Origin of the sequence: Streptomyces sp. NPDC006368 (genome assembly GCF_040612535.1) — a bacterium.
Lineage (GTDB): Bacteria > Actinomycetota > Actinomycetes > Streptomycetales > Streptomycetaceae > Streptomyces.
In genome coordinates, this window is record NZ_JBEXQK010000006.1 from 104,805 (window position 1) to 126,307 (window position 21,503).

Annotated in this window: 16 protein-coding genes and 1 tRNA gene; all 17 read right to left on the reverse strand. The window is 72.4% G+C overall.

The features are described 5' to 3' along the window. Nucleotides 1–169: 169 nt before the first annotated feature. Nucleotides 170–257, reverse strand: a tRNA-Leu gene (locus ABZZ38_RS07580). Nucleotides 258–545: 288 nt separating this feature from the next. Next, the gene (locus tag ABZZ38_RS07585; protein WP_356736752.1) at nt 546–1,184 is read right to left on the reverse strand and encodes an HAD family acid phosphatase; all 639 of its coding nucleotides are present in this window, start codon (nt 1,182–1,184) and stop codon (nt 546–548) included. A 202-nt stretch (nt 1,185–1,386) separates the two neighbouring features. Continuing rightward, complete coding sequence (locus ABZZ38_RS07590) at nt 1,387–2,424, reverse strand: sugar phosphate isomerase/epimerase (protein ID WP_356736754.1); 1,038 nt, start codon at nt 2,422–2,424, stop codon at nt 1,387–1,389. 46 nt (nt 2,425–2,470) lie between these two features. After that, entirely contained in the window at nt 2,471–3,871 is a 1,401-nt protein-coding gene (locus ABZZ38_RS07595) for a nucleotide pyrophosphatase/phosphodiesterase family protein (RefSeq protein ID WP_356736756.1), read from the reverse strand. Continuing rightward, nucleotides 3,868–5,037 carry a metabolite traffic protein EboE gene (gene eboE, locus ABZZ38_RS07600; RefSeq protein WP_356736758.1) on the reverse strand — a complete coding sequence of 390 codons (1,170 nt, stop codon included), beginning with the start codon at nt 5,035–5,037 and terminating at the stop codon, nt 3,868–3,870. The genes ABZZ38_RS07595 and eboE overlap by 4 nt, the downstream gene beginning before the upstream one ends. A 12-nt stretch (nt 5,038–5,049) precedes the next feature. After that, a complete protein-coding gene (locus ABZZ38_RS07605; RefSeq protein ID WP_356736760.1) occupies nt 5,050–5,898 on the reverse strand; it encodes a TatD family hydrolase in 849 nt (282 codons plus the stop codon). After that, a complete protein-coding gene (locus tag ABZZ38_RS07610) occupies nt 5,898–6,521 on the reverse strand; it encodes an EboA domain-containing protein (protein ID WP_356736762.1) in 624 nt (207 codons plus the stop codon). Before ABZZ38_RS07610 ends, ABZZ38_RS07605 begins: the two co-directional genes overlap by 1 nt. Next, complete coding sequence (locus tag ABZZ38_RS07615) at nt 6,518–7,402, reverse strand: sugar phosphate isomerase/epimerase family protein (protein ID WP_356736764.1); 885 nt, start codon at nt 7,400–7,402, stop codon at nt 6,518–6,520. Before ABZZ38_RS07615 ends, ABZZ38_RS07610 begins: the two co-directional genes overlap by 4 nt. After that, nucleotides 7,399–8,634 (reverse strand): SCO3242 family prenyltransferase, encoded by a 1,236-nt coding sequence (locus tag ABZZ38_RS07620; RefSeq protein ID WP_356736766.1) that lies wholly within the window; start codon nt 8,632–8,634, stop codon nt 7,399–7,401. The genes ABZZ38_RS07615 and ABZZ38_RS07620 overlap by 4 nt, the downstream gene beginning before the upstream one ends. Next, nucleotides 8,631–9,746, reverse strand: a complete 1,116-nt coding sequence (locus ABZZ38_RS07625) for an inositol-3-phosphate synthase (protein ID WP_356736768.1) — start codon at nt 9,744–9,746, stop codon at nt 8,631–8,633. Before ABZZ38_RS07625 ends, ABZZ38_RS07620 begins: the two co-directional genes overlap by 4 nt. 91 nt (nt 9,747–9,837) lie before the next feature. Next, nucleotides 9,838–13,536, reverse strand: a complete 3,699-nt coding sequence (locus ABZZ38_RS07630) for a ThuA domain-containing protein (protein ID WP_356736770.1) — start codon at nt 13,534–13,536, stop codon at nt 9,838–9,840. 348 nt (nt 13,537–13,884) lie between these two features. Beyond that, nucleotides 13,885–14,889 carry a sugar phosphate isomerase/epimerase family protein gene (locus ABZZ38_RS07635; protein WP_356736772.1) on the reverse strand — a complete coding sequence of 335 codons (1,005 nt, stop codon included), beginning with the start codon at nt 14,887–14,889 and terminating at the stop codon, nt 13,885–13,887. Nucleotides 14,890–14,893: 4 nt separating this feature from the next. After that, on the reverse strand, nt 14,894–16,135 hold the full coding sequence (locus tag ABZZ38_RS07640) for a Gfo/Idh/MocA family oxidoreductase (protein ID WP_356736774.1): 1,242 nt from the start codon (nt 16,133–16,135) through the stop codon (nt 14,894–14,896). A 46-nt stretch (nt 16,136–16,181) separates the two neighbouring features. Further along, nucleotides 16,182–17,219, reverse strand: coding sequence for a substrate-binding domain-containing protein (locus ABZZ38_RS07645; RefSeq protein WP_356736777.1), 1,038 nt, complete (start codon nt 17,217–17,219; stop codon nt 16,182–16,184). Between the two features lie 48 nt (nt 17,220–17,267). After that, nucleotides 17,268–18,212, reverse strand: coding sequence for an ABC transporter permease (locus tag ABZZ38_RS07650; protein WP_356736936.1), 945 nt, complete (start codon nt 18,210–18,212; stop codon nt 17,268–17,270). Nucleotides 18,213–18,304: 92 nt separating this feature from the next. Then, the gene (locus tag ABZZ38_RS07655; RefSeq protein WP_356736779.1) at nt 18,305–19,798 is read right to left on the reverse strand and encodes a sugar ABC transporter ATP-binding protein; all 1,494 of its coding nucleotides are present in this window, start codon (nt 19,796–19,798) and stop codon (nt 18,305–18,307) included. A 361-nt stretch (nt 19,799–20,159) separates the two neighbouring features. After that, complete coding sequence (locus tag ABZZ38_RS07660; protein ID WP_356736781.1) at nt 20,160–21,341, reverse strand: ROK family transcriptional regulator; 1,182 nt, start codon at nt 21,339–21,341, stop codon at nt 20,160–20,162. Between the last annotated feature and the right edge of the window lie 162 nt (nt 21,342–21,503).

Sequence of the window (21,503 nt, forward strand, 5' to 3'; positions counted from 1 at the left end):
GAGCGAGGCCCCTGCGCTCTCGCCCCGGCGGGTCCCACCCACCCCGCCCGGACGGGTCCGGTCCGGTCTGGGGTGGATGAGCCGGTCCGGGGTGGATGGACGGGGCAACGAAAAGTGCCGGTTGAGAGGAATCTCAACCGGCACTCGCGAGCAGTCCAGGACCGCTCCGTGGTGTCCGAGGGGGGACTTGAACCCCCACGCCCGATAAAGGGCACTAGCACCTCAAGCTAGCGCGTCTGCCATTCCGCCACCCGGACAAGGTGTCTGTCGTCTCGCGGGCGTGTTCCCCGCGGCGACATGGATAACTCTACCAGGGGTTCGAGGTGGCCCTCACCCGTATATCCCGTGGTCAGACGCCCGTGAGGCGGGCCGCACGGGACCGGCGACCGACCCTCTACGGACCGTTTTCGCTCCGGTACGGTCCGTACCGGGCGGGCCCGGCGGGGCTCCGGCGCTTCGAGGCATGGGGCGCCACGGGAGGGTGGCGTTCGGTCGGCGGCGTGGCCGCGGAGCCCACGGCACGGGCTCCGCGGCCATCGCCGTCGTCAGGACAGCTGACCGTAGTCGGGCAGCTTGAACGTCTTCTCCGCGTGGCCGCCCACGAGGTCGCTCTCCTTGTTTCCGATGTTGGCGATGATCGTGTAGCCCTTGGCCTCGATCGCGGCCCGCTGGGCGGTCTTGTAGACGCTCACCTCTTCGAAGAGGTCGGGAAGGTCCCGCACGTGCAGACCGTCGACCGGGTAGCCGGCCTTCCTCAGGTTGTAGTCGGTGAGGGAGTGGATGATCCCGGGGCGGGCGGTGACGAAGAAGACGTCCACGCCGCGGGAGTCGGCGAACCGAGCGAGGTCGAGCACCGGTTTGACGGCGGGCGTCGGGTACTCCCAGAAGGGGTGGAAGTCCGTTTCGAGCGAGGTGTTGTCGATGTCGAGGACGATCGCGCGCTTCTCGCCGGAGGGCTGGGAGGTCCGCTGCTCGAGGTAGGGGCGGGCGACGCCGATCACGGCGGCCACATCACGCTGCCAGGTGCGGTAGTCGACGGAGGCCGTGGTCCGCACGGCCTCCGTGGGCCGGTACTCCCCGGCCACCGTGGGCGCGGTGGTGGCGGAGGCCACCGGGGCGGCCGTCGTCAGAACCGCCGCGGTGAGGATCGCGGCCGTGGCCGTTCTGCGGATGCGTGCATGCATGGGGGGTCTCCTGGGTGTGGGTGTGACTCAGGGCAGCCGCGCCCGAGGGGCGAACGGCTTTGGCATGCTCGCGCTCAATGATGTACGGAAGGCCACATTCCATCTACTGGTGAGTAGCGGGAAGTTTCGGTGTGCTGGACGCGGGACGGCCCCGCCCGCGGTGGCGGGGGCGGGCGGGGCCCTCGTCCGTTCCGGACGGGCCTCAGCAGCCCTTCTCACGCAGCGCGTGCAGGTGCGCACTCGACTTGCGGGCGAAGGTGAACGACTCGGCGGGGTTGTCGTGTTCGGCCTGCCAGTGGTGGTCGCGGCGGCCACCGCGGGTACGGGTCACCGCCGAGATGAAGCGCTGGTAGTCGATGTCCCCGTCCCCGACGTCCACCATCCGGTAACCGTCGCGGGCGGAGTCGTCACGGTCGCCGTCCTTGACGTGGAAGAGCGGGTACCGGTCCGGCTGCCTGAGCACGTAGTCGAGCGGGTCGAAGGGCGCGGGCGTGCCGTCGGGGCGCTTGCCGAACCGGAACTGTCCGGCGTACGCCCAGTAGATGTCCATCTCCAGGTAGACCAGGTCGGGATCGGTCTCGGCGAGCAGGACGTCGTAGAGGCGCACGTCGGGCCGGTCGGTGGCGAAGGAGAACTCCTCGGCGTGGTTGTGCTGGTAGAACTTCATGCCGCGCTTCTTCGCCTCGGCGCCGTAGTGGTTGAACTCCTCGGCGCACCGCTTCCAGCCGTCGACGGTCGCGCCGTAGCGCCAGGGACCGGAGGCGGTGCCTATGTGGGCGAGGCCGAGGGCCTGGGCGTCGTCGAGGACCTGCGTGAGGTTCTGCGCGAAGGTGTACGCCCCGGAGTCGGAGGAGTAGTGGCCGACGTGGCTGCCGATGGCCCGCAGGCCGTGGTCGCGGGTCAGTCTGCGCAGCTGGGCGAGGGTGATCGGGCCCGCCGAGCCCTGGGTGTAGCCGGCGTACTCGACCTCGTCGTAGCCGTGGCGCCGGAGCTCCTCGAAGACCGGTCCGAAGCCGAGCGTGGAGACCTTGTCGCGCAGGGAGTAGAGCTGGATGCCGAGGCGGCCGGGGGGCAGGACGGGACGGCCGTGGCCCCGGTTCGTGGCTTCCGCGGCCGAGGCGGCGGTGGCCGGGCCGCCGAGGAGGGCGGCGGCGGTGGCGCCGGCGGCTACGCCGAGCATGTCGCGTCTGCTGAGCCTGTGCGCGAGTTCGGGGTCGGTGGTCCTGGTCGTGCGGGGCATGTGGATAACTCCTCGTTGTCAGTGGCGTCTGCTTCACTGAGGTGAGTCAGTGGAGACCGGCGAGGTGCAGCAGCAGGGACTTCACCTCGGTGGCCGCGACGCGGCCACCGGGAGATCCGGAGAGGTCGGCGCGGGGGGTGGAGCACAGGATGAGCGGCCCGGTATCGGTGTCATCGCTCGCGGGGAGGCGGCCATGGCTGCCTCGAATAGGTGAGGGGTCGAGGGGCACGACCGCCAGGCGGTAGCGCATGCCCAGTTTCTTGCGGGCGATCGCCGTGGCCGCCTTGAGCCGTACGTAGGGGTCGAGCGGGTCCATGAACAGCTCGGCGGGGTCGTAGCCGGGTTTGCGGTGGATCTCGACGAGCTGGGCGAAGTCGGGGGCGCGGGCGTCGTCGAGCCAGTAGTAGTACGTGAACCAGGCGTCGGGCTCGGCGACGGCCACGAGCTCACCGGAGCGGGGATGGTCGAGGCCGTGCGCCTTCTTGCCCTCGTCGTCGAGGAGCTGGTCGATGCCCGGGAGGTCGGCGAGGGCCGCGCGGGTGGCGTCGAGATCCTCGGCGTGGCGCACGTAGACGTGGGCGATCTGGTGGTCGGAGACGGCGAACGCCCTGGAGGCCATGGTGTCGAGGTACTCCATGCCGTCCTGGGTGTGGACCTCGAGCAGTCCGGCGCGGCGCAGGGCGCGGTTGATGTCGACGGGGCGGTTCACGCGGGTGATGCCGTATTCGGACAGGGCGACGACGATGCGGCCCTCGGTGATGGCGTCGTCGAGGAGGGGGGCCATGACGGCGTCGAGGTCGGCGGCGGCCCGGTGGGCCCGCGGGTCGTCGGGGCCGTAGCGCTGGAGGTCGTAGTCCAGGTGCGGGAGATAGCAGAGGGCGAGGTCGGGGGTGCGGGTGCGGAGGATGTGGCGGGTCGCGTCGACGATCCACCGGCTGGAGACGATGTCGGCGCCGGGGCCCCAGAAGTGGAAGAGGGGGAAGGTCCCGAGTGTGTCGGTGAGTTCGTCGTGGAGTTCCGGGGGCCGGGTGTAGCAGTCGGGTTCCTTGCGGCCGTCGGCGTAGTAGACGGGGCGGGGGGTGACGGTGATGTCGGTGTCCGCTCCCATCGCGTACCACCAGCAGATGTTGGCGACGGTGTAGCCGGGGTGGGCGCGGCGGGCCGCGTCCCACAGTTTGTCGCCGGAGACGAGTCCGTTGTGCTGGCGCCACAGGAGGACGTCGCCGAGTTCGCGGAAGTACCAGCCGTTGCCGACGATGCCGTGCTCGGAAGGGAGGGTGCCGGTGAGGAACGTGGACTGGGCGGTGCAGGTCACGGCCGGGAGGACGGTGCCGAGCGGGGCGTGGGAGCCGGACAGGGCGAGGCTCTTCAGGTGCGGCATGTGGTCGAGGAGGCGGGGGGTGAGGCCGACGACGTCCAGGACCAGGAGGGGGGTGGGGTGGGTCATGGCAGTTCCTTGAGGCCGAGGTCGGTCAGGAGGTCGCGGGCGAGGGCGAGCTCGGCGGCGATGCCGTCGGCGAGCCGGGCGCGGGTGCGGGGGCGCAGTTCGGGCGGGAGCGCCTGCCAGGTGTAGGTCTCGACCTCGAGGTGTCGGGTGAGCGGGGCGGGGCGGCCGACGAGGCCGGCCAGGGCGTCGCGGAGTACGGGCAGGGTGGAGGTGAGCGGCGGGGCGGGCGGGCTGTGCAGCGGGACGTGGAAGTGGGCGCGCCAGGGGGCGCCGTCGGGGAGCGTGTCACCGGCGAGGGCCTCGGCGAGGTCGTCGGTGCCGCGCAGGCCGGCGGCGGTGCTGGTGCGGGTCTGGTGGAGGAAGCGGGGTTCGGCGAAGGCGGCGAGGGCTCGGCGCACTTCGGGGAGGTGTGGGTGTTCGGCGTGGAGGGCCGCGGAGAGTTGTGCCTTGGGGATGGGGACGCGGGCGGCGACGAGGGCGTCCAGGGCGGTGCCGGGGTTTTCGAAGGAGGTGGCGAGGTGGCAGGTGTCGACACAGATGCCGATGCGGGGGCTCGCGATGGCGGTGAGCGGGCCGATCGCGTCGGCGGTGGTCTCCACGGTGCAGCCGGGCTCGGGTTCGAGGGCGATGCGGACGGACTTGCCGGTGAGTTCCTCCAGGGCGTCGAGCCGCTCGGCGAGGGTGGTCAGCGCGGTGCGGGCGGTGGTGGCGGCGTAGTCGTCGAAGGGGGTGCGCCAGGCGATGGGGAGGGTGGAGACGGACCCTTCGGTGACGTCGTCGGGGAGGAGCGTGGCGAGGAGGCGGGCCAGGTCGGTGGTGTGGGTGAGACGTTCGGGGCGGGTCCAGTCCGGCTGGTAGACGCGGTACTTGACCTCTTCGGCGCCGAAGCCTTCGTAGGGGAAGCCGTTGAGGGTGACCACTTCGAGGCCGCGGCGGTCGAGTTCGGCGCGGAGCCGGCGCAGTGCGGCGGGGTCGGTGATCAGGGCGTGGGCGGCGGTCCTGGCGAGCCAGAGGCCGATGCCGAGGCGGTCACGGCCGAGGCGTCTGCGGACGGGTTCGCAGTGGTCGCGGAGCTGGGTGAGTACTCCGTCGAGTGTTTCGGCGGGGTGGACGTTGGTGCAGTAGGCGAGGTGGACGGTGGTGCCGTCCGGGTGGCGGAAGCGCATGGCCGGCTCCTCTCACTCTCCGCCGCGGAGGACGGAGTTGCCCTCGTGGAGGGTGCCGGGGGCGGGAAGGCCGAGTTGGAGGCGTCCGCTGAGGCCGTAGAAGGCGACGGGGTTGCGCCACAGGACCTGGTCGACGTCGTCGTCGGTGAATCCGGCGGCGAGCATGGCGTCACCGACCTTGCGGGTCTTGAGCGGGTCGCTGCGCCCCCAGTCGGCGGCGGAGTTCACCAGTGCGCGCTCTGTCCCGTACTCCTTCAGGATCGTGACCATGCGGTCCTCGTCCATCTTGGTGTCGGGGTAGATGGAGAAGCCGAGCCAGGCGCCGCTGTCCGTGGCCTCCTTCACGGTGGTCTCGTTGAGGTGGTCGAGCAGGACCCGCTCCGGAGGGACGTGGGATTCGCGGACGACGTCGATGGTGCGGCGCAGCCCGGCGAGCTTGTCGCGGTGCGGGGTGTGGACGAGCGCGGGCAGGTCGTGGTCGGCGGCGAGCTGGAGCTGGGCGGCGAGGGCGGTGTCCTCGGCGGGGGTCATGGAGTCGTAGCCGATCTCGCCGACGGCGACGACGGAGTCCTTGACGAGATAGCGGGGCAGGGCGTCCAGGACGGGGGTGCAGCGGGGATCGTTGGCCTCTTTGGGATTGAGCGCGAGGGCGCAGTGGTGGGTGATGCCGTACTGGCCGGCGCGGAAGGGTTCCCAGCCGAGCAGCGCGTCGAAGTAGTCGAAGAAGCTGGCGGGCGAGGTGCGGGGCTGGCCGAGCCAGAAGGAGGGCTCGACGACGGCGCGGACCCCGGCGTCGTGCATGGCCTGGTAGTCGTCCGTGGTGCGGGAGGTCATGTGGATGTGCGGGTCGAAGATGCGCATCAGGACTCCTCCGGGGGGACGGTCAGGGCGAGGGCGCGGTGGAGGTCGGCGGGGACCGGGCGGCCGGCGGCTGTGCGTTCGGCCGCGTAGTCGCCGAGCATCCGTGCCAGTTCCGTGTCCCCCTGCGCCCGCTCGGGCAGGGCGGCGACGGCGTCCAGCGGGACGCCGGTGAAGAGGCACTTGAGGACGGCGTGGCGCCACGCGTGCGGGCCGAGGTGGGCGGCGGCGTACGGGCCGACGGCGGCGGCGACCAGTCGGGTGTCGTTGCTGCGCAGGGCGTCCTCGACCAGGGGCAGGGCCTGTGGTCCCGGTACGAGGGAGGGGAGGGCGAGCAGGACCGCGCGGCGCTCGGCGGCGGTGCCGTGGTGGTAGAGGCGGGTGAGGGTGTCCGTGTCGGCGCGGGCCTCGTGGAGGAGGAGGGTGCGCACGGAATCGGCGTGTTCCTGGCCGCAGTGGCGGCCGGCGGAGGCGAACCGTGTCTCCCAGGAGGGTGGTGCGGCGTAGGGGGTGGTGCCGACGGGCATGGTGCCGGCGGCGTGCGCGGCTTCGGCGAGGGCCTCGTGGAGCCAGGCGCGGGCGGCGCCGCCGAGCCGGTCGTCCAGTTCCTCGCGGGTTGTGGTCACCGGGCCGGGGCTCCCTTCGCGCGGAGGAACTCGATGGAGGCGCGGGCGAGTTCGGGGCCCGCGTGGGAGTGACGGGGCAGTTCGACGACGGTCAGGCCCTGGTAGCCGATGGTGGTGAGGGCTTCCAGGACGGGCGGGAAGTCGATCTCACCATCGCCGAACGGGAGGTGTTCGTGGACGCCGCGGCGCATGTCCTCGATCTGGACGTGGTGCAGCCAGGGGGCGGCGGCGCGCACGCAGTCGGCCGGCGGTGCGGGCTCAAGACACTGGCAGTGGCCGATGTCGAGGGTGAGACCGAGGAGGTGGGGGGCGGGGTCTCCGAGGGTGTGGCGAAGGTGGTGGAAGTCGTCGAGGGTGGCGAGGAGGTGACCGGGTTCGGGTTCGATGGCGAGAGGGACGCGGGCGGCGGCCGCGGCGTCCAGGACGGGGGTGAGTGATTCCGCGAGCAGCTTCCACGCGGTGGACGTGGTCGTGCCGTCGGGGGTGACGCCGCTGAAGCAGTGCACGGCGTGGGCGCCGAGGTCCGCGGCGACCCGCACGGCGCGCAGCAGCAGCCGGGCGCGGGCGGTTCGGCCGTCCGGGTCGGGGTCCAGGAGGGACGGGCCGTGTTTGCGCCGGGGGTCCAGGACGTAGCGGGCGCCGGTCTCGACGGTGACACCCAGGCCCAGTTCGTCCAGGCGGCGGGCGACCTTGCCGGTGCGGGCGGCCAGGTCCGCGGCGAGGGGGTCGAGGTGCATGTGGTCGAGGGTCAGGCCGACGCCGTCGTACCCGAGGTCGGCGAGCAGGGCGAGGGCGTCATCGAGGCGGAGGTCGGTGAGGCCGTTGGTGCCGTAGCCGAAACGGAGACCGGAAGTGGGTGTGGACATGGAGGCGGTGGTCATGTGGGGCTCACCTTTCGTGCGAGCGTACGGGCGAGCGGGGCGAGCCCCATGACGGCGAGCCCGGTGGCAGGGGCTCCGCCACGGGCGGCGAGGGCGGCCTGGAGCGGGATCATGGCGCGGATACCGCCGCCGACGGCGCGCTGGGTGAGCGGCGCGGAGGGGTTGAGGGCTGCGTGCAGGAACGGAACGCCGGCGGTACGGAGGTAGGCGGTCGCGGCGAGGGCGGTCACCGCGCGCCCCGCGCCCTCGGCAAGCCGAACCGGTGAGCGGTGCGCGGGGCGGACCGGGCCACCACGGGCGCGGCGCGCGGGACGGGCCGGGACACCACGGGCGCGCCGGCTGCGGCGCCCGGCGGACGGTGGCACACCGATGGCGCCCCCCGTGCCGGTGCTCCCCCGGGTGCCCGCCGTCCCCCGGACGCCCCACGTGCCGGTGCTCCCCCCGGTGCCGGTTGCCGGGCGGGCGGTTGCCGGGCGGGCGGTTGCCTGCCGTTCGGCCGGGCGTGCCCGGGTCACCAGGGCGCCGAGGGCGGCGGTGGCCGCGAGGGCGGCGAGGGGGACGGCCGTCGAGCCGCCGTGCGCCTCGTGGCGGGAGACCGCTGTCACCGCGTACGTGTGCGCCGCGAGCATGGCGGCGGACGGCAGCGCGGAGAGCCCCGCGTGTCCGGCGGTGGGCGCCGTGGTGCCACGCACCGGGGCGGGTGCGGCTGCCCCCGCCGCTCGGTGTGCGCCGCGCTTGGGGTCACCGGCGCGGCGCGGCGCGGCGTGCGCCGTGGCCGCGGCGCCCAGCAGGAGGTCCAGGGCGCGGGCCGTGGCCATGGTGGCGGGGGCCGCGCGGGTGTGCTTCAGGTGGAGGTCGTAGGCCCAGACCGTGCCGGCCAGGGCGGTGGCCACCGCCAGGGGTGCGCGGCCCGCCCGTGCGGCGAGCGTCAGGCCCGTGGCGGTCAGGGCGGTCGCGGCGGCCAGGGCGGCGGGCGGGGTGACACGGCCCGAGGGGATGGGGCGGTGCGGGCGGTCGGCCGCGTCCTCGTCGCGGTCGGCCCAGTCGTTGAGCGCCATGCCCGCCTCGTACAGGCACAGCGACGAGCCGATCGCGAGGGCGGTGCGCCGGTTCGGCCGCAGCCCGGCGGCTGCCGCGCCGGCGAGTGCGTCACCGGGGACGGTGAACAGGGCTGAGACGCGCAGGAGTTCCGCCCAGGCGCGACGGCGGGTTCCGGAGGTGCCCGGTGTCATCGGGGGCCCTGGAGGCGGGTGGCGAAGGAGAGGAGGGCGGCGTACTGGTCGGGCAGGGCGGCGGGGCCGGAGTCCGGGTCCTTGAAGTAGAAGCCGAGTTCGGGAAGGGGGCCGGAGAGTCCGGTCTCGTGGGCGCGGGCCAGGAGGCGGGCGAGGTCCAGGACCAGCGGGGCGGCGAGCGCCGAGTCGCAGCCCTGCCAGATCGTCTGGAGGACCATCCGGGAGCCGAGGAAGCCGTCGAAGGCGACGTGGTCCCAGGCGGTCTTCCAGTCGCCGAGCGCCGGGACGTCGTCGATGTGGACCTGCCCCTCGGGGACGTGGCCGAGCACGTCCGCCAGGACCCGTTCCTTGCCGGCGTTCTTCGCCGCGGCGGCGGCCGGGTCGGCGAGGGCGGCTCCGTCCCCGCCGCCGAGCAGATTGGTGCCGGACCACGCGCGGACGGTGAGAGCGCGCTGCGTGAACATCGGGGCGAGGACGGAGCGGAGAAGCGTCTGGCCCGTCTTGCCGTCCCGCCCGGCGTGGGGAAGTCCGCAGGCGGTGGCCGCCTCGGTGAGGGCCGTGGTGCGCAGCCCGGTGGAGGGGGTGAAGTTCACGTAGGGGCAGCCGGCCCGCAGCGCGGCGGCGGCGTACAGGGAGCTGGCCGGCAGGCGCGGGTCGTGCGGCGCGGGGGCCGGTTCGGTGGAGGCCACGTTCACCACGACCGTGCGGGCCAGGTGGTGACGGCGTGTGAAGTCGGTGATGTCAGCGGCGAAGGAGGTGATGAGTTCGTCGTCGGTGCGGGTGTCGCCGGGGAGTGGCCCGCCGGTGCGGATCTCCGTGTCGGCCGCGGTGAGTTCCTCCCGTACTGCCGCGGCGAGGCCGTGCGGCAGTACGCCGGCGGCCGTCAGCTCCTCCGCCCGCTTGGGCAGCGGGCACGCCGCCGTGTCGTGCCCGCCGAAGACGAGGGAGGACAGGGAGGGAAGGCGGGAGGCGCTGAACGGGGGTGTCTCGGTGACCATGCCCGTCGGCGGGTGCAGCCCGGCGGCGACCGCCGCGCATCCCGTCACGGCGGTCGTGGCGACGGAGCCGCGGGCTCCGATGAACCAGACTCCGACACGATGATCAGCGGACATGGCCAGCCTCCCTGGGTGTGGCGCGGTGGAGACGGCGGGCGGGGGTACGGCGCCTCCCCGCCCGCCGCCGGCTTGTGCGGGCCCCGGCCCCCTATGAGGACGAGGGCAGCTCCCTGAGCTGGATGTCGCGGAAGGACACCCGGTCCTCGGCGCCGTGGTTCTGGATGCCGATGTAGCCGTCCTTCAGGCTGCGGGCGGGGTCGGTGTTGGTGAAGTCGTTGATCTTCACTCCGTTGAGGAAGACCTGGAGCCGTTCCCCCCGCACCTTGATCTCGTAGCTGTTCCACTGGCCGGGCGGGCGGAGGACCTGGTCGCGGGCCTTGATGTTGGCGGACTTGGAGCCGTAGACGGCTCCGGTCGTGCGGTCGGCGGCGTCGGTGGCGTCGATCTGGATCTCGTAGCCGTTGCGCACGGCCGACCAGGGGTCGTCGGACGCGGGGAACCCGACGAAGACGCCGGAGTTGTCGTCGCCCGCCATCTTCCAGTCCAGCTTCAGCGAGTACGACGACAGTTCCTTCGCCTGGTACCAGAGCATGCCCATGCCGCCCTCGGAGCGCAGTTCACCGTCCACGACGGTGAATCTCCCCGGCCCGGCCTGCTTCCAGCCCTCCAGTGTCTGTCCGTTGAAGAGGGAGCGGTAGCCGGTCCGTGGCGTGCAGTCGGCAGTGACCTGGCCGGTGGCGTAGCGCAGTCCGCCCAGCAAGTGTTGCCGGAAGGCCGGCTCGGCGTAGGACGCGACCGTGTGGCCGCCCCCGGTGTAGAAGGCGCGTCCGCCCTCGTAGCTCTGGCACCAGGCGATCGGGTGGTCGCCCTTCATGGTGCCGCCCTGGTAGGTGGTTTCGTCGAGGGTGGCCAGGACGCGGGCCTGGCCGCGTGGGTTGGTGCGGTAGTTGTACCACTCGTCCGTGCGCTCCCAGCCGGCCGCCGGAAGGTGCGTGGTGGCCGGGTGGTCGTGGTCCTCGACCCGTACGGTGGCGGGCTGGATGTGCGGGTGTGAGGCGAAGTGGGCGCCGACGAGGCCGCCGTAGAACTCCCAGTCGTACTCGGTGTCGGCCGCGGCGTGGACGCCGACGTATCCGCCGCCCGTGGCGACGTAGTTCTCGAACGCCTTCTGCTGCCCGTCGTCGAGCACGTCACCGGTCGTGGAGAGGAACACGACGGCGTCGTACCGGGCGAGGTTGCTGGTGGTGAACTGGGCCGCGGTCTCCGTCGCGTCGACCGTGATGTTGCTGGACGCCCCGAGTTCCTTCAGTGCCGCGATGCCGGCCGGGATGGAGTCGTGGCGGAAGCCGGCGGTCCTGGAGAAGACCAGGACCCGCTTGGCGGTCCGGTCGACCGGCGTGTCGGACAGTTCGAAGTCGTCGACGTCGTACAGGGCGCCCGCTCCGCCCTTGAAGACCAGGAACAGCTGTGTGGTCTTCTTCGGCACGGCCCTCAGGGGTACGTCGATGTCCTGGAAGGTCTCCCAGCCGCCGGTGACCGGCACCGGTGCGGACCCGAGCAGCCTCCCGGTGGCCGACCCGGTGCGTACCTCCAGGAACCCGCCCGCACCGCCCGACGAGATCCGGGCGGTCAGCTTGGTCGACCCGGTCAGGTTGTACGGCGTGAAGGAGATCCAGTCGCCGTCGTCGATGTCCCCGACCGTCCTGCCGCCGTGCGCGGCGTCCTTGTCGTGCGTACGGATGCCGGAGGAGGACGTGAAGTGCTCGGCCTGCCGGTGCCGCGGCTGGAGCTGGGCCTGGTCGTGGCCGGTCAGCGGGGCCTGTCCGCCGCCCCCGCCGTCGGTGTACTCGGCGTCGAAGACCCCGAAGATGTTGGCGTTGGGGTCGTGGCCGCCGTCCGCCGACGTCTTGATGGTGCCCTCGCACCCGTGAGCCGAGGTCACCGGGTGGCCGTGGCTGTCGTGGCCGAGGATGTACGTGACCTTGACCTTGGCGCAGTCGATGGTGCCGTCCTCCGGGTCGGTGACGGTGACCTTGAACGGGATTTCGTCGCCGAAGCTGAACAGTGCGCCGTCCTTCGGCAGGTCGAGCGTCACCTTGGGCGCCGTGTTGCCGACGACCACGTGCACGCTCGCGGAGCCGGTGCGGCCCGAGGGATCGCGCGCGGTGACCGTCGCGGTGTAGGTGCCGTTCGTGCGGTAGGTGTACGTGGGGTTCGCGGCCGTCGACGTACCGGCGCCGTCGCCGAAGTCCCAGCTGTACGTGAGGGCGTCCCCGTCGGCGTCCGTCGTCCCGGCCGAGGAGAAGGCGACCCGCAGGGGTGCCTTGCCGGACGTCCTGTTCGCCGACGCCTCGGCGACCGGGGAGCGGCCCCCGGTGGCGTTCTCGATGCGGTACAGGCCGGAGTTCTCGTCGCCGCCGAACCAGGCGGTGCCGTAGTCGAGGACGTACAGCGCCCCGTCCGGGCCGAACGCCATGTCCATCACCTGCGTGCCGGTCCACGGCACGGGGTTGATGGACCGCACGGCCCCGTCGGAACCATGCTCGATGCGCTTGATCCAGCGTCGCCCGAACTCGCCGGCGAAGAAGTCCCCGTCGTAGGCCTCGGGGAACTTCACCGGCGACGGGTTGGAGGCGTCGTACCGGTACACCGGGCCGCCCATCGGCGACTCCGAACCGGAGCCGAACTCGGGCACGGACCCGTCGTCGTACGGTATCCACGCGGGTTCGGCCGGCGGCAGGTCGACCAGGCCGGTGTTGTGCGGGGAGTCGTTCCTGGGCGCCGCGCAGTCGAAGGCGGCGCCGGGGGTCCCGGTGGCGAAGTCGTAGTCGACGTAGGGGTCGTTGTCGCCGGTGCAGAACGGCCAGCCGAAGTTGCCCGGTTCGGTGACGCGGGCGAACTCCACCTGTCCGGCCGGGCCGCGCCTGGGGTCGGCGGCGCCCGCGTCGGGGCCGTAGTCGCCGACGTACAGCACGCCCGTCTTCTTGTCGACGCTGAACCGGAACGGGTTGCGGAAGCCCATCGCGTAGATCTCGGGCCGTGTCCTCGGGGTGCCGGGCGCGAAGAGGTTGCCTTCCGGAATGGTGTACGAGCCGTCCTCCGCGACCTTGAAGCGCAGGATCTTGCCGCGCAGGTCGTTGGTGTTGCCGGAGGTGCGGCGGGCGTCGTACGCCGGGTTGCGGCCGGGCCGCTCGTCGATCGGGGTGAAGCCGTCGGAGGCGAACGGGTTGGAGTCGTCGCCCGTCGACAGGTACAGGTTGCCCTGCGCGTCGAAGTCGATGTCGCCGCCGACGTGGCAGCAGATGCCGCGCGTCGCGGGGATGTCGATGACCTTCTTCTCGCTCGCGTTGTCGAGGGTGCCGTCGGCCTTCAGCACGAAGCGCGAGAGCCGGTTGACGCCGTCGTACTTCGCGAAGTCGGCGGCCGTTCCGTCGCTGGGCGCGTCACCGGCCGGGGTGTCGAGCGGGGGCGCGTAGTAGAGGTAGATGGCGCGGTTCCGGGTGAAGTCCGGGTCGAGGGCAATGCCTTGCAGGCCTTCCTCGTCGTGCGAGTAGACCGGGACGGTGCCGATGACCTCGGTGTTGCCGGCCGCGTCGGTACGCCGCAGCTCCCCTTTCCGGGACGTGTGGAGGACGCTGCGGTCGGGCAGCACGGCCAGCGACATGGGTTCGCCGACCTCCTCGCCGCCCTTGGCGAGGGTGACCTGCTGGAACTGCTCCTGTGCCGCGGCGGCGGGGGCGCCGGCCGCCACGACCGGTGGGGCTCCGAGGGTCAGGGAGGTGACGGCGAGCAGGCCGCCGGTGAGGAGTGCGAGCGCGTTGCGCGCTCCGAGCCGTTTTCTGTGCACGAATGTCCTCCGGAGAAGGCCGGTCGTACGGGGGTTCACCCACGCCCGCCAGGGACGTGGGGGCTGCCTCGATCGGGCGGCTCCCGGGGAGTGCTCCCCCGGGGGCGCGCCGGGATGTCCGGGGACCGGCGTGCGCCGTCACGCTGGTCGGTTCCAAGCCTGCGTCGGTGTCCTGTACACCTCAGGGCCGTACACGGAAGGGACGTTAGCCGGGTTGGTCCTGGCCCGAAAGCCCTTGTGCGGCAGTGCTGTTGCACTTTTTCCCGGGGCTGGACAAAGCCGGGCGAGGGCAGGCCGGGACGCCCGGTGGCGTCGACCGCAACCGGGCCGTTGACCTGCTGTTCCGTTCTAGTCCGCGCCTCCGAACGCCGCGTCGAAGGACGCCGCGGGCGGGTCGAAGTCGTACCGCTTCAGGGTGGCAAGCGCTTCCGGCGCGCCGGTCAGCCGGTCCATCCCGGCGTCCTCCCACTCCACTGAGACGGGCCCGTCGTACCCGATCGACCGCAGCATGCGGAAGACGTCCTCCCATGGCACGTCCCCGTGCCCGGCCGACACGAAGTCCCAGCCGCGCCGTGGATCGCCCCACGGCAGGTGGGAGCCGAGCCGGCCGTTCCTGCCGTCGAGCCGCCGCCGCGCCTCCTTGCAGTCCACGTGGTAGATCCGGTCCCGGAAGTCGTACAGGAACCCGACGGGGTCCAGGTCCTGCCACACGAAGTGGCTCGGGTCGAAGTTGAGCCCGAACGCCGGGCGCCGCTCCACCGCGTCCAGCGCCCGCTGCGTGGTCCAGTAGTCGTACGCGATCTCGCTCGGGTGCACCTCGTGCGCGAACCGCACGCCCTCCGCGTCGAAGACGTCCAGGATCGGGTTCCAGCGCTCGGCGAAGTCCTCGTACCCGCGCTCGATCATCCGCTCCGGCACCGGCGGGAACATCGCCACCAGGTGCCAGATCGACGACCCGGTGAACCCGATGACGGTCCGTACGCCGAAGGCGGCGGCGGCCCGCGCCGTGTCCGCGAGCTCCCGGGCGGCCCGCTGCCGTACGCCTTCGGCGTCGCCGTCGCCCCAGATCCGGGCCGGGACGATGGCCTGGTGGCGCTCGTCGATGGGGTGGTCGCACACGGCCTGGCCGACCAGGTGGTTGGAGACGGCCCAGCACTTCAGGCCGTACTTGTCGAGCAGGGCCCGCCGCCCGTCCAGGTAGGACGGGTCGGCGAGGGCCTTGTCCACCTCGAAGTGGTCTCCCCAGCAGGCCAGTTCGAGGCCGTCGTAGCCGAAGTCGCGGGCGAGCCGGCAGACCTCCTCCAGGGGCAGGTCGGCCCACTGGCCGGTGAAGAGGGTGAAGGAACGGGGCACGGTGCTAGACCTCCTGGACCGGGGCGACGGGTGTGTACACGGCGTTCTTCTCGGCGCTCTCCTCCACCGCTGCCAGCACCCGTTGCACCTGGAGGCCGTCGGCGAACGACGGGACCGGGTCGGTGCCGGAGGCGATGGCGTGCACGAGGTCGCGCGCCTGGTGGGTGAAGGTGTGTTCGTAGCCGAGGGCGTGGCCCGGCGGCCACCAGGCCTCCAGGTAGGGGTGGCCGGGCTCGGTGACGAGGATGCGCCGGAAGCCGGCCGTCGCGGCGGGCTCCGTCCCGTCGTAGTAGGAAAGTTCGTTCAGCCGCTCCAGGTCGAAGGCGAGGGACCCGCGCTCGCCGTTCATCTCCAGCCGCAGCCCGTTCTTCCGTCCCGTCGCCATCCGGGTCGCCTCGAACGTCGCGAGCGCACCGGACGCCAGCCGCCCCGTGAAGACGGCCGCGTCGTCCACCGTCACCGCCCCGCGCCCGGCACCGCCCGGAGCCGGGAGGCCCCCCGACGCCGAGAGCCCGGCCGACGCCCCGGCGAGCAGCGGTCGCTCCCGTACGAAGGTCTCGGTGAGCGCCGACACCCCCACCAGGGGCTCCCCCGCCAGGTACTGCGCGAGGTCCACGATGTGCGCGCCCAGGTCGCCGAGCGCGCCCGACCCGGCGTGCCGCCGGTCCAGCCGCCACGTCAGCGGGAAGTCCGGGTCGACCAGCCAGTCCTGAAGGTAGGTCACGCGTACGTGCCGCAGGGCGCCGAGCCGCCCGTCGGCGACGAGCCGGCGCGCGTACGTCATCGCGGGCACGCGCCGGTAGTTGAAGCCCACCATGGCGACCTGGCCGCGTGCGCGCGCCCGCCCGGCCGCCGCGACCATGGCCTCGGCCTCGGCGACGGAGTTCGCGAGGGGCTTCTCGCACAGGACGTGCTTGCCCGCCTCCAGGGCGGCGACGGCGATCTCGGCGTGGCTGTCGCCCGGGGTGCAGATGTCCACCACCTGTACGTCGTCGCGCGCGACGAGGTCCCGCCAGTCGGTTTCGGCGGCGGCCCAGCCGTGTCTGTCGGCCGCGGCCCGTACGGCGGCGGCGTCCCGGCCGCAGACCGCCGCGAGCCGGGGCCGCAACGGCAGGTCGAAGACGCGGCCCACGGTTCGCCAGCCCTGTGAGTGGGCGGCGCCCATGAACGCGTACCCGACCATGCCGACCCCGAGCGTGGGGGCGCTGTGACTGTCCGTCTGTTCCTTCCGGTCCTGCCGGGCCATACGGGTTCCTCCTCGTCGGTTGCTCGGTGGGGGCGGGCGGACCGGGTCAGCTGAAACCGGTGGGGAGGTACTGGTCGACGTTCTCCTTGGTCACCACCGCCGAGTACAGGGTGATCGACGCGGGGATCTCCAGCTCCGACATGCCGCTCACGCCCTTCTTCTGGCCCAGCGCGCGGGCGAGGTCGATGGCGGAGGCGGCCATGGTCGGCGGGTAGAGGACGGTCGCCTTGAGCACGCTGTTGTCGGCCTTGATGGCGTCCATCGCCGACGTGGCGCCCGCGCCGCCGACCATCAGGAAGTCGTCGCGGCCGGCCTGCTGGATGGCGCGCAGCGCTCCCACTCCCTGGTCGTCGTCGTGGTTCCACAGCGCGTCGAACCGCTGCTGGGCCTGGAGGAGCTGCGCCATTTTGGCCTGGCCCGACTCGACGGTGAACTCGGCGGCCTGCCGGGCCACCTTCCTGATGTTCGGGTAGTTCTTCAGCGCGTCGTCGAAGCCCTGGGTGCGCTGCTTGGTGAGCTCCAGGTTGTCGAGGCCCGCCAGCTCGACGACCGTGGCGTTGGGCTTGTCCTTGAGCTGTTCGCCGATGTACCGGCCCGCGTTGAGGCCCATGCCGTAGTTGTCGCCGCCGATCCAGCAGCGGTACGCCTGCGGGGAGCCGAAGACCCGGTCCAGGTTGATGACGGGGATGCCCGCCCTCATGGCCTGGAGGCCGATCTGGGTGAGGGCCTTGCCGTCGGCCGGCAGGATGACGAGCACGTCGACCTTCTTGTTGATCAGCGTCTGGATCTGGCCGATCTGGGTGGCGGTGTCGTTGGACCCCTCGGTGATCTCCAGGGTCACGTCGGAGTACTTCTTCGCCCGCTCCTCGGCGTTCTGGTTGATGGCGTTGAGCCAGCCGTGGTCGGCCTGCGGCCCGGCGAAGCCGATGGTGACCGGCGTGCCGGGCTTGTCGTCGGCGGCGGGGACGTTGTTGGTGGCGGGGGTGGCGTTCCTGGGTTCGTTGCTGGTGCAGGCGGTGAGGAGCGCTCCGGTGGAAACGGCGGCGGCGCCGAACAGCAGTCCTCTGCGGTTGGTTGGTGGCATGGCGATGGGACCCTTCCGGTCGGGACGGACATGGGGGGTGGCGGGGCGTCAGGCCTCGCCCGAGCCGCGGGCGGTGCGGCGCTGGACCAGGACGGCGGCGACGATGATCGCGCCCTTGGCGATCTGCTGGACGTCGCTCTGGAGGTTGTTCAGGGCGAAGATGTTGGTGATGGTGGTGAAGACGAGGACGCCGAGCACGGAGCCGACGATGGTGCCGCGTCCGCCGCTGAGCAGCGTGCCGCCGATGATCGCGGCGGCGATGGCGTCCAGTTCGTAGAGGTTGCCGTTGGTGTTCTGGCCCGAGCCCGCCAGGACGATCAGCAGGAAGGCCGCGATACCGCAGCACAGCCCGGACAGCAGGTACAGGTGGAGGCGCTGGCGGCGTACGTCGATCCCGGCGAGCCGGGCCGCCTCGGCGTTGCCGCCGACGGCGACCGTGCGCCGCCCGAAGGTCGTCCGGTTCAGCAGCAGCCAGCCGATGACGGTGACGGCGGCGAAGACCAGTACGAGCGGCGGGACGCCGAGGATGTACGCGTCGGGGACGCCCAGGTCGAGGACCGACTGGACGGTGACGATCTGGGTCCTGCCGTCGGTGATCTGGAGGGCGAGCCCGCGGGCCGAGGCGAGCATGGCGAGCGTCGCGATGAAGGGGACCATCCCGCCGTACGCGATGAGCAGCCCGTTCACCAGTCCGCAGCCCAGGCCCACCACGACGGCCGTGAAGAGGATGCCGGCGAAACCGTACTCCTGGGTGGCGACGGTGGTCGCCCACACCGACGCCAGGGCGACGATCGCGCCGACCGACAGGTCGATGCCGCCGCTGGTGATCACGAACGTCATGCCGACCGTGACGACACCGATGACGGACGCCTGGGTGAGGATCAGTTGGAGGTTGTTGGTGTCGAGGAACTGGTCGGGCTTGGTGACGCCGCCGACCGCGACCAGTACGGCGAGGACGCCGACCAGTGAGAGGTTGCGGAGGTCGGCCTTCATCCCCAGGGGCCGCCGGCCGCTCGCCGGCGGAGTCGTCCCGGCGGCCGGCGCGTCCTTCCGCGCCGCGGAGTGCGCCCGGGAGGCGGGCTGCGTCATGGCGTCGGGCTCCCTTCCATCACGAGGTCGAGTACGCGGTGCTCGTCGAGCTCCCCGGCGGGCGCCGTGTGCACGACGTGTCCCTCCCGGAGCACCAGCACCCGGTCGGCGAGGCCCAGCACTTCGGGGACCTCGCTGGAGACGAGCAGGACGGCGAGCCCGTCGTCGGCGAGCCGGCGGATGACTGCGTACAGCTCGGCGCGGGCGCCGACGTCGACACCACGGGTCGGCTCGTCGAGAAGGAGGACACGGCAGCCGCGCAGCAGCCAGCGGGCGAGGACGGCCTTCTGCTGGTTGCCGCCGGAGAGGGTCCGGACGCGGGCGTCGGGGTTGTCGGGGCGCAGCGACAGCTCGCGGGTGGCGCGGCGGGCGGCGTCACGTTCGGCGGTGCGGTCGAGCCACCCGCCGCGCGAGAAGCGGGACAGGGACGACACGGAGACGTTACGGGTGACCGACTCCAGCATCAGCAGGCCCTGCGCCTTGCGCTCCTCGGGGGCGAGGCCGAGCCCGGCGCGGACGGCGGCGCGGACGCTCCCGGGCCGCAGGGGACGGCCGTCGACGACGACGCGCCCGGCGGTGGGGCGCCGCGCTCCGTAGACGGTCTCCAGGATCTCCGAGCGCCCCGAGCCGACGAGTCCCGCGAGGCCGACGATCTCTCCGGGGCGCAGTTCGAGGTCGACCGGCGCGAACTCGCCCGCTCGCGTGAGCCCTTCGACCTTCAGGACCGGCGGGCGGCCGGGGGCGGGGGCCACGGGCCGCTCGGGGAAGACGTACTCGACGCTCCGGCCGGTCATCAGGGCGACGATGTCCCGCGTCGGGGTCTGCCGGGCGGGCAGCCCCCCGGCGACGGCCCGGCCGTCCTTCAGCACGGTCACCCGGTCGCCGATGCGGCGGATCTCCTCCAGGCGGTGCGAGATGTAGACGACGGCGACCCCTTCGGCGGTCAGGTCGGTGACGATGCGGAAGAGGTTCTCCACCTCGTCCGGGTCGAGCGCGGCGGACGGCTCGTCCATCACGATGAGGCGCACGTCGTGGGAGAGGGCCCGGGCCATCGACACGATCTGCCGCTGCGCTGCGGACAACTCTCCGACGGGACGGCCCGGTTCGAGCTCGGGATGGCCGAGGCGGCGCAGCAGGGCGGCGGTGGCGGCGCGGGCGCGCCGGCCGCGTACGACGAACCCGGCGGCGGTCGGTTCATGGCCGAGGAAGACGTTCTCGGCGACCGACAGCCCCTCGACCAGGTCGAGTTCCTGGTAGATGGTCGCGATGCCGAGGCGCATGGCGGCGATGGGGGACCTGAGGGTGACCGGTGCGCCGCCCCAGGTGATCTCACCGCCGTCGGGCTGGTGGGCGCCGGCGAGCACCTTGATGAGGGTCGACTTGCCGGCGCCGTTCTGGCCGAGCAGGCAGTGGACTTCGCCGCTCCGGACCTCCAGGTCGACGCCGTCGAGGGCGCGGACGCCGGGGAACGACTTGGTGATGCCGGCCATGGTCAGGAGCGGCGGCCGGGGGGTGGTGGGGGCTGCGGTGGTGGGCGGTGCTTTCGCAGCTGTCGGTGTATCCGGTATGCGGGGTGGTTCCGGTGTCTCCGGTGTTTCTGGTGTTGCCATGACGAATCCCCTCGGCGGGTGCGGCCGGTGAGCGGGCAGGGCGAGGTACCAGGTGAGCGCTGAGCGGAGGTGCGCTGTGCGGAGGTGCGCTGTGCGGAGGTGCGCTGTGAGGTGCGCTGCGCGGATGCGGTGGGGTGGGGTGGGGACGGGGCTGTGGGTACGGGGCTGTGGATACGGGCGTACGCGGGTCTTGCGGGTGGGTGCGGGTCCGGTGCGGTCCGGTCCGTGCCGCCCGAGGGCGTCAGGCCGGGGAGAACAGGTGGTCGCTGATGAGGCGGGCGCCGCCGATGACTCCGGCGACCGCGCCGAGCTCGCCCAGGACGATGGGCAGGTTGCCGGTGGCCAGGGGCAGGGAGGTGCGGTAGACCTGGGTGCGGACGCTGGCGAGCAGGTTGTGGCCGAGCCCGGTCACCCCGCCGCCGATCACCACCAGGCCGGGGTTGAAGAAGCTGACGAGCCCGGCGATGACCTGGCCGACGCGATTGCCGCCCTCCCGGATCAGGGCGAGCGAGGTGGCGTCACCGGCCGCCGCGCCCGCGGCGACGTCCACGGCGGTGAGCCGGCCCGATTCCTCGAGCCGCCGCGCGAGCTCCACCGAGTGGCCGGCGCGCGCCGCGTCCTCGGCGTCGCGGGCCAGCGCGGCGCCGCTGAAGTGGGCTTCCAGGCAGCCCTTGTTGCCGCAGGCGCAGGCGCGGCCGTCCGGGACGACCTGGATGTGGCCGATGTCGCCCGCGCTGCCGGTCGTGCCCCGGTAGACCTCGCCGCCGACGACGATGCCGCAGCCGATGCCCGTACCGATCTTGACGCAGAGGAAGTCGCCCACGGAGCGTGCGACGCCCGCGTGCTGCTCCCCCATCGCCATCAGGTTCACGTCGTTGTCGACCATGACCGGGCAGCCGAGCTCCTGACTGAGCGCCTCGCGCACCGGGAACCCGTCCCAGCCGGGCATGATCGGTGGCGCGACCGGTACGCCCTCCGGGAAGCGCACCGGCCCCGGTACGCCGATCCCGGCGCCGTCGAACCCCTCGGCGAGACCGGACGCCTTGAGTTTGGCCGCCAGGGTGAGCACCTGCTCGAAGACGGCGACCGGGCCGTCCCGCACGTCCATGGGGTGGTTGAGGTGGCCCAGGACCTCCAACTCGGCGTTTGTGACGGCGACATCGATCGATGTGGCACCGATGTCGACTCCGAGGAAGCGCAGTTGGGGTGCGAGCCGGATGTTGTGCGAGCGCCGTCCGCCGCGCGAGGCGGCGAGGCCGTCCGCCACCACCAGTCCGGTCTCCAGGAGCCGGTCCACCTCGACGGCCAGCTTGGAACGGGACAGGTCGACCTGATCGCCCAGCTGCGCACGGGAGTTGGGGCCGCCGTCACGCAGCAGCCGGAGCAGTCTGGCCTGGTGCGCGTTGGCGGGTCGAGCCGTCATACGTCTCACGCGCCCCTCCCCGCCGTGGTGGCTTCATCCGCCCGTGGCCGTGTCCTTCCGGCCCGGCTTTCGGGGGGAACGTAGCAGCGCTTTCCCGCAGGGGGAAGAAGTTGCGCGGCAATCCACGCCAACTTTCTCCACAGCGAGGACAAAGGTCCGGTA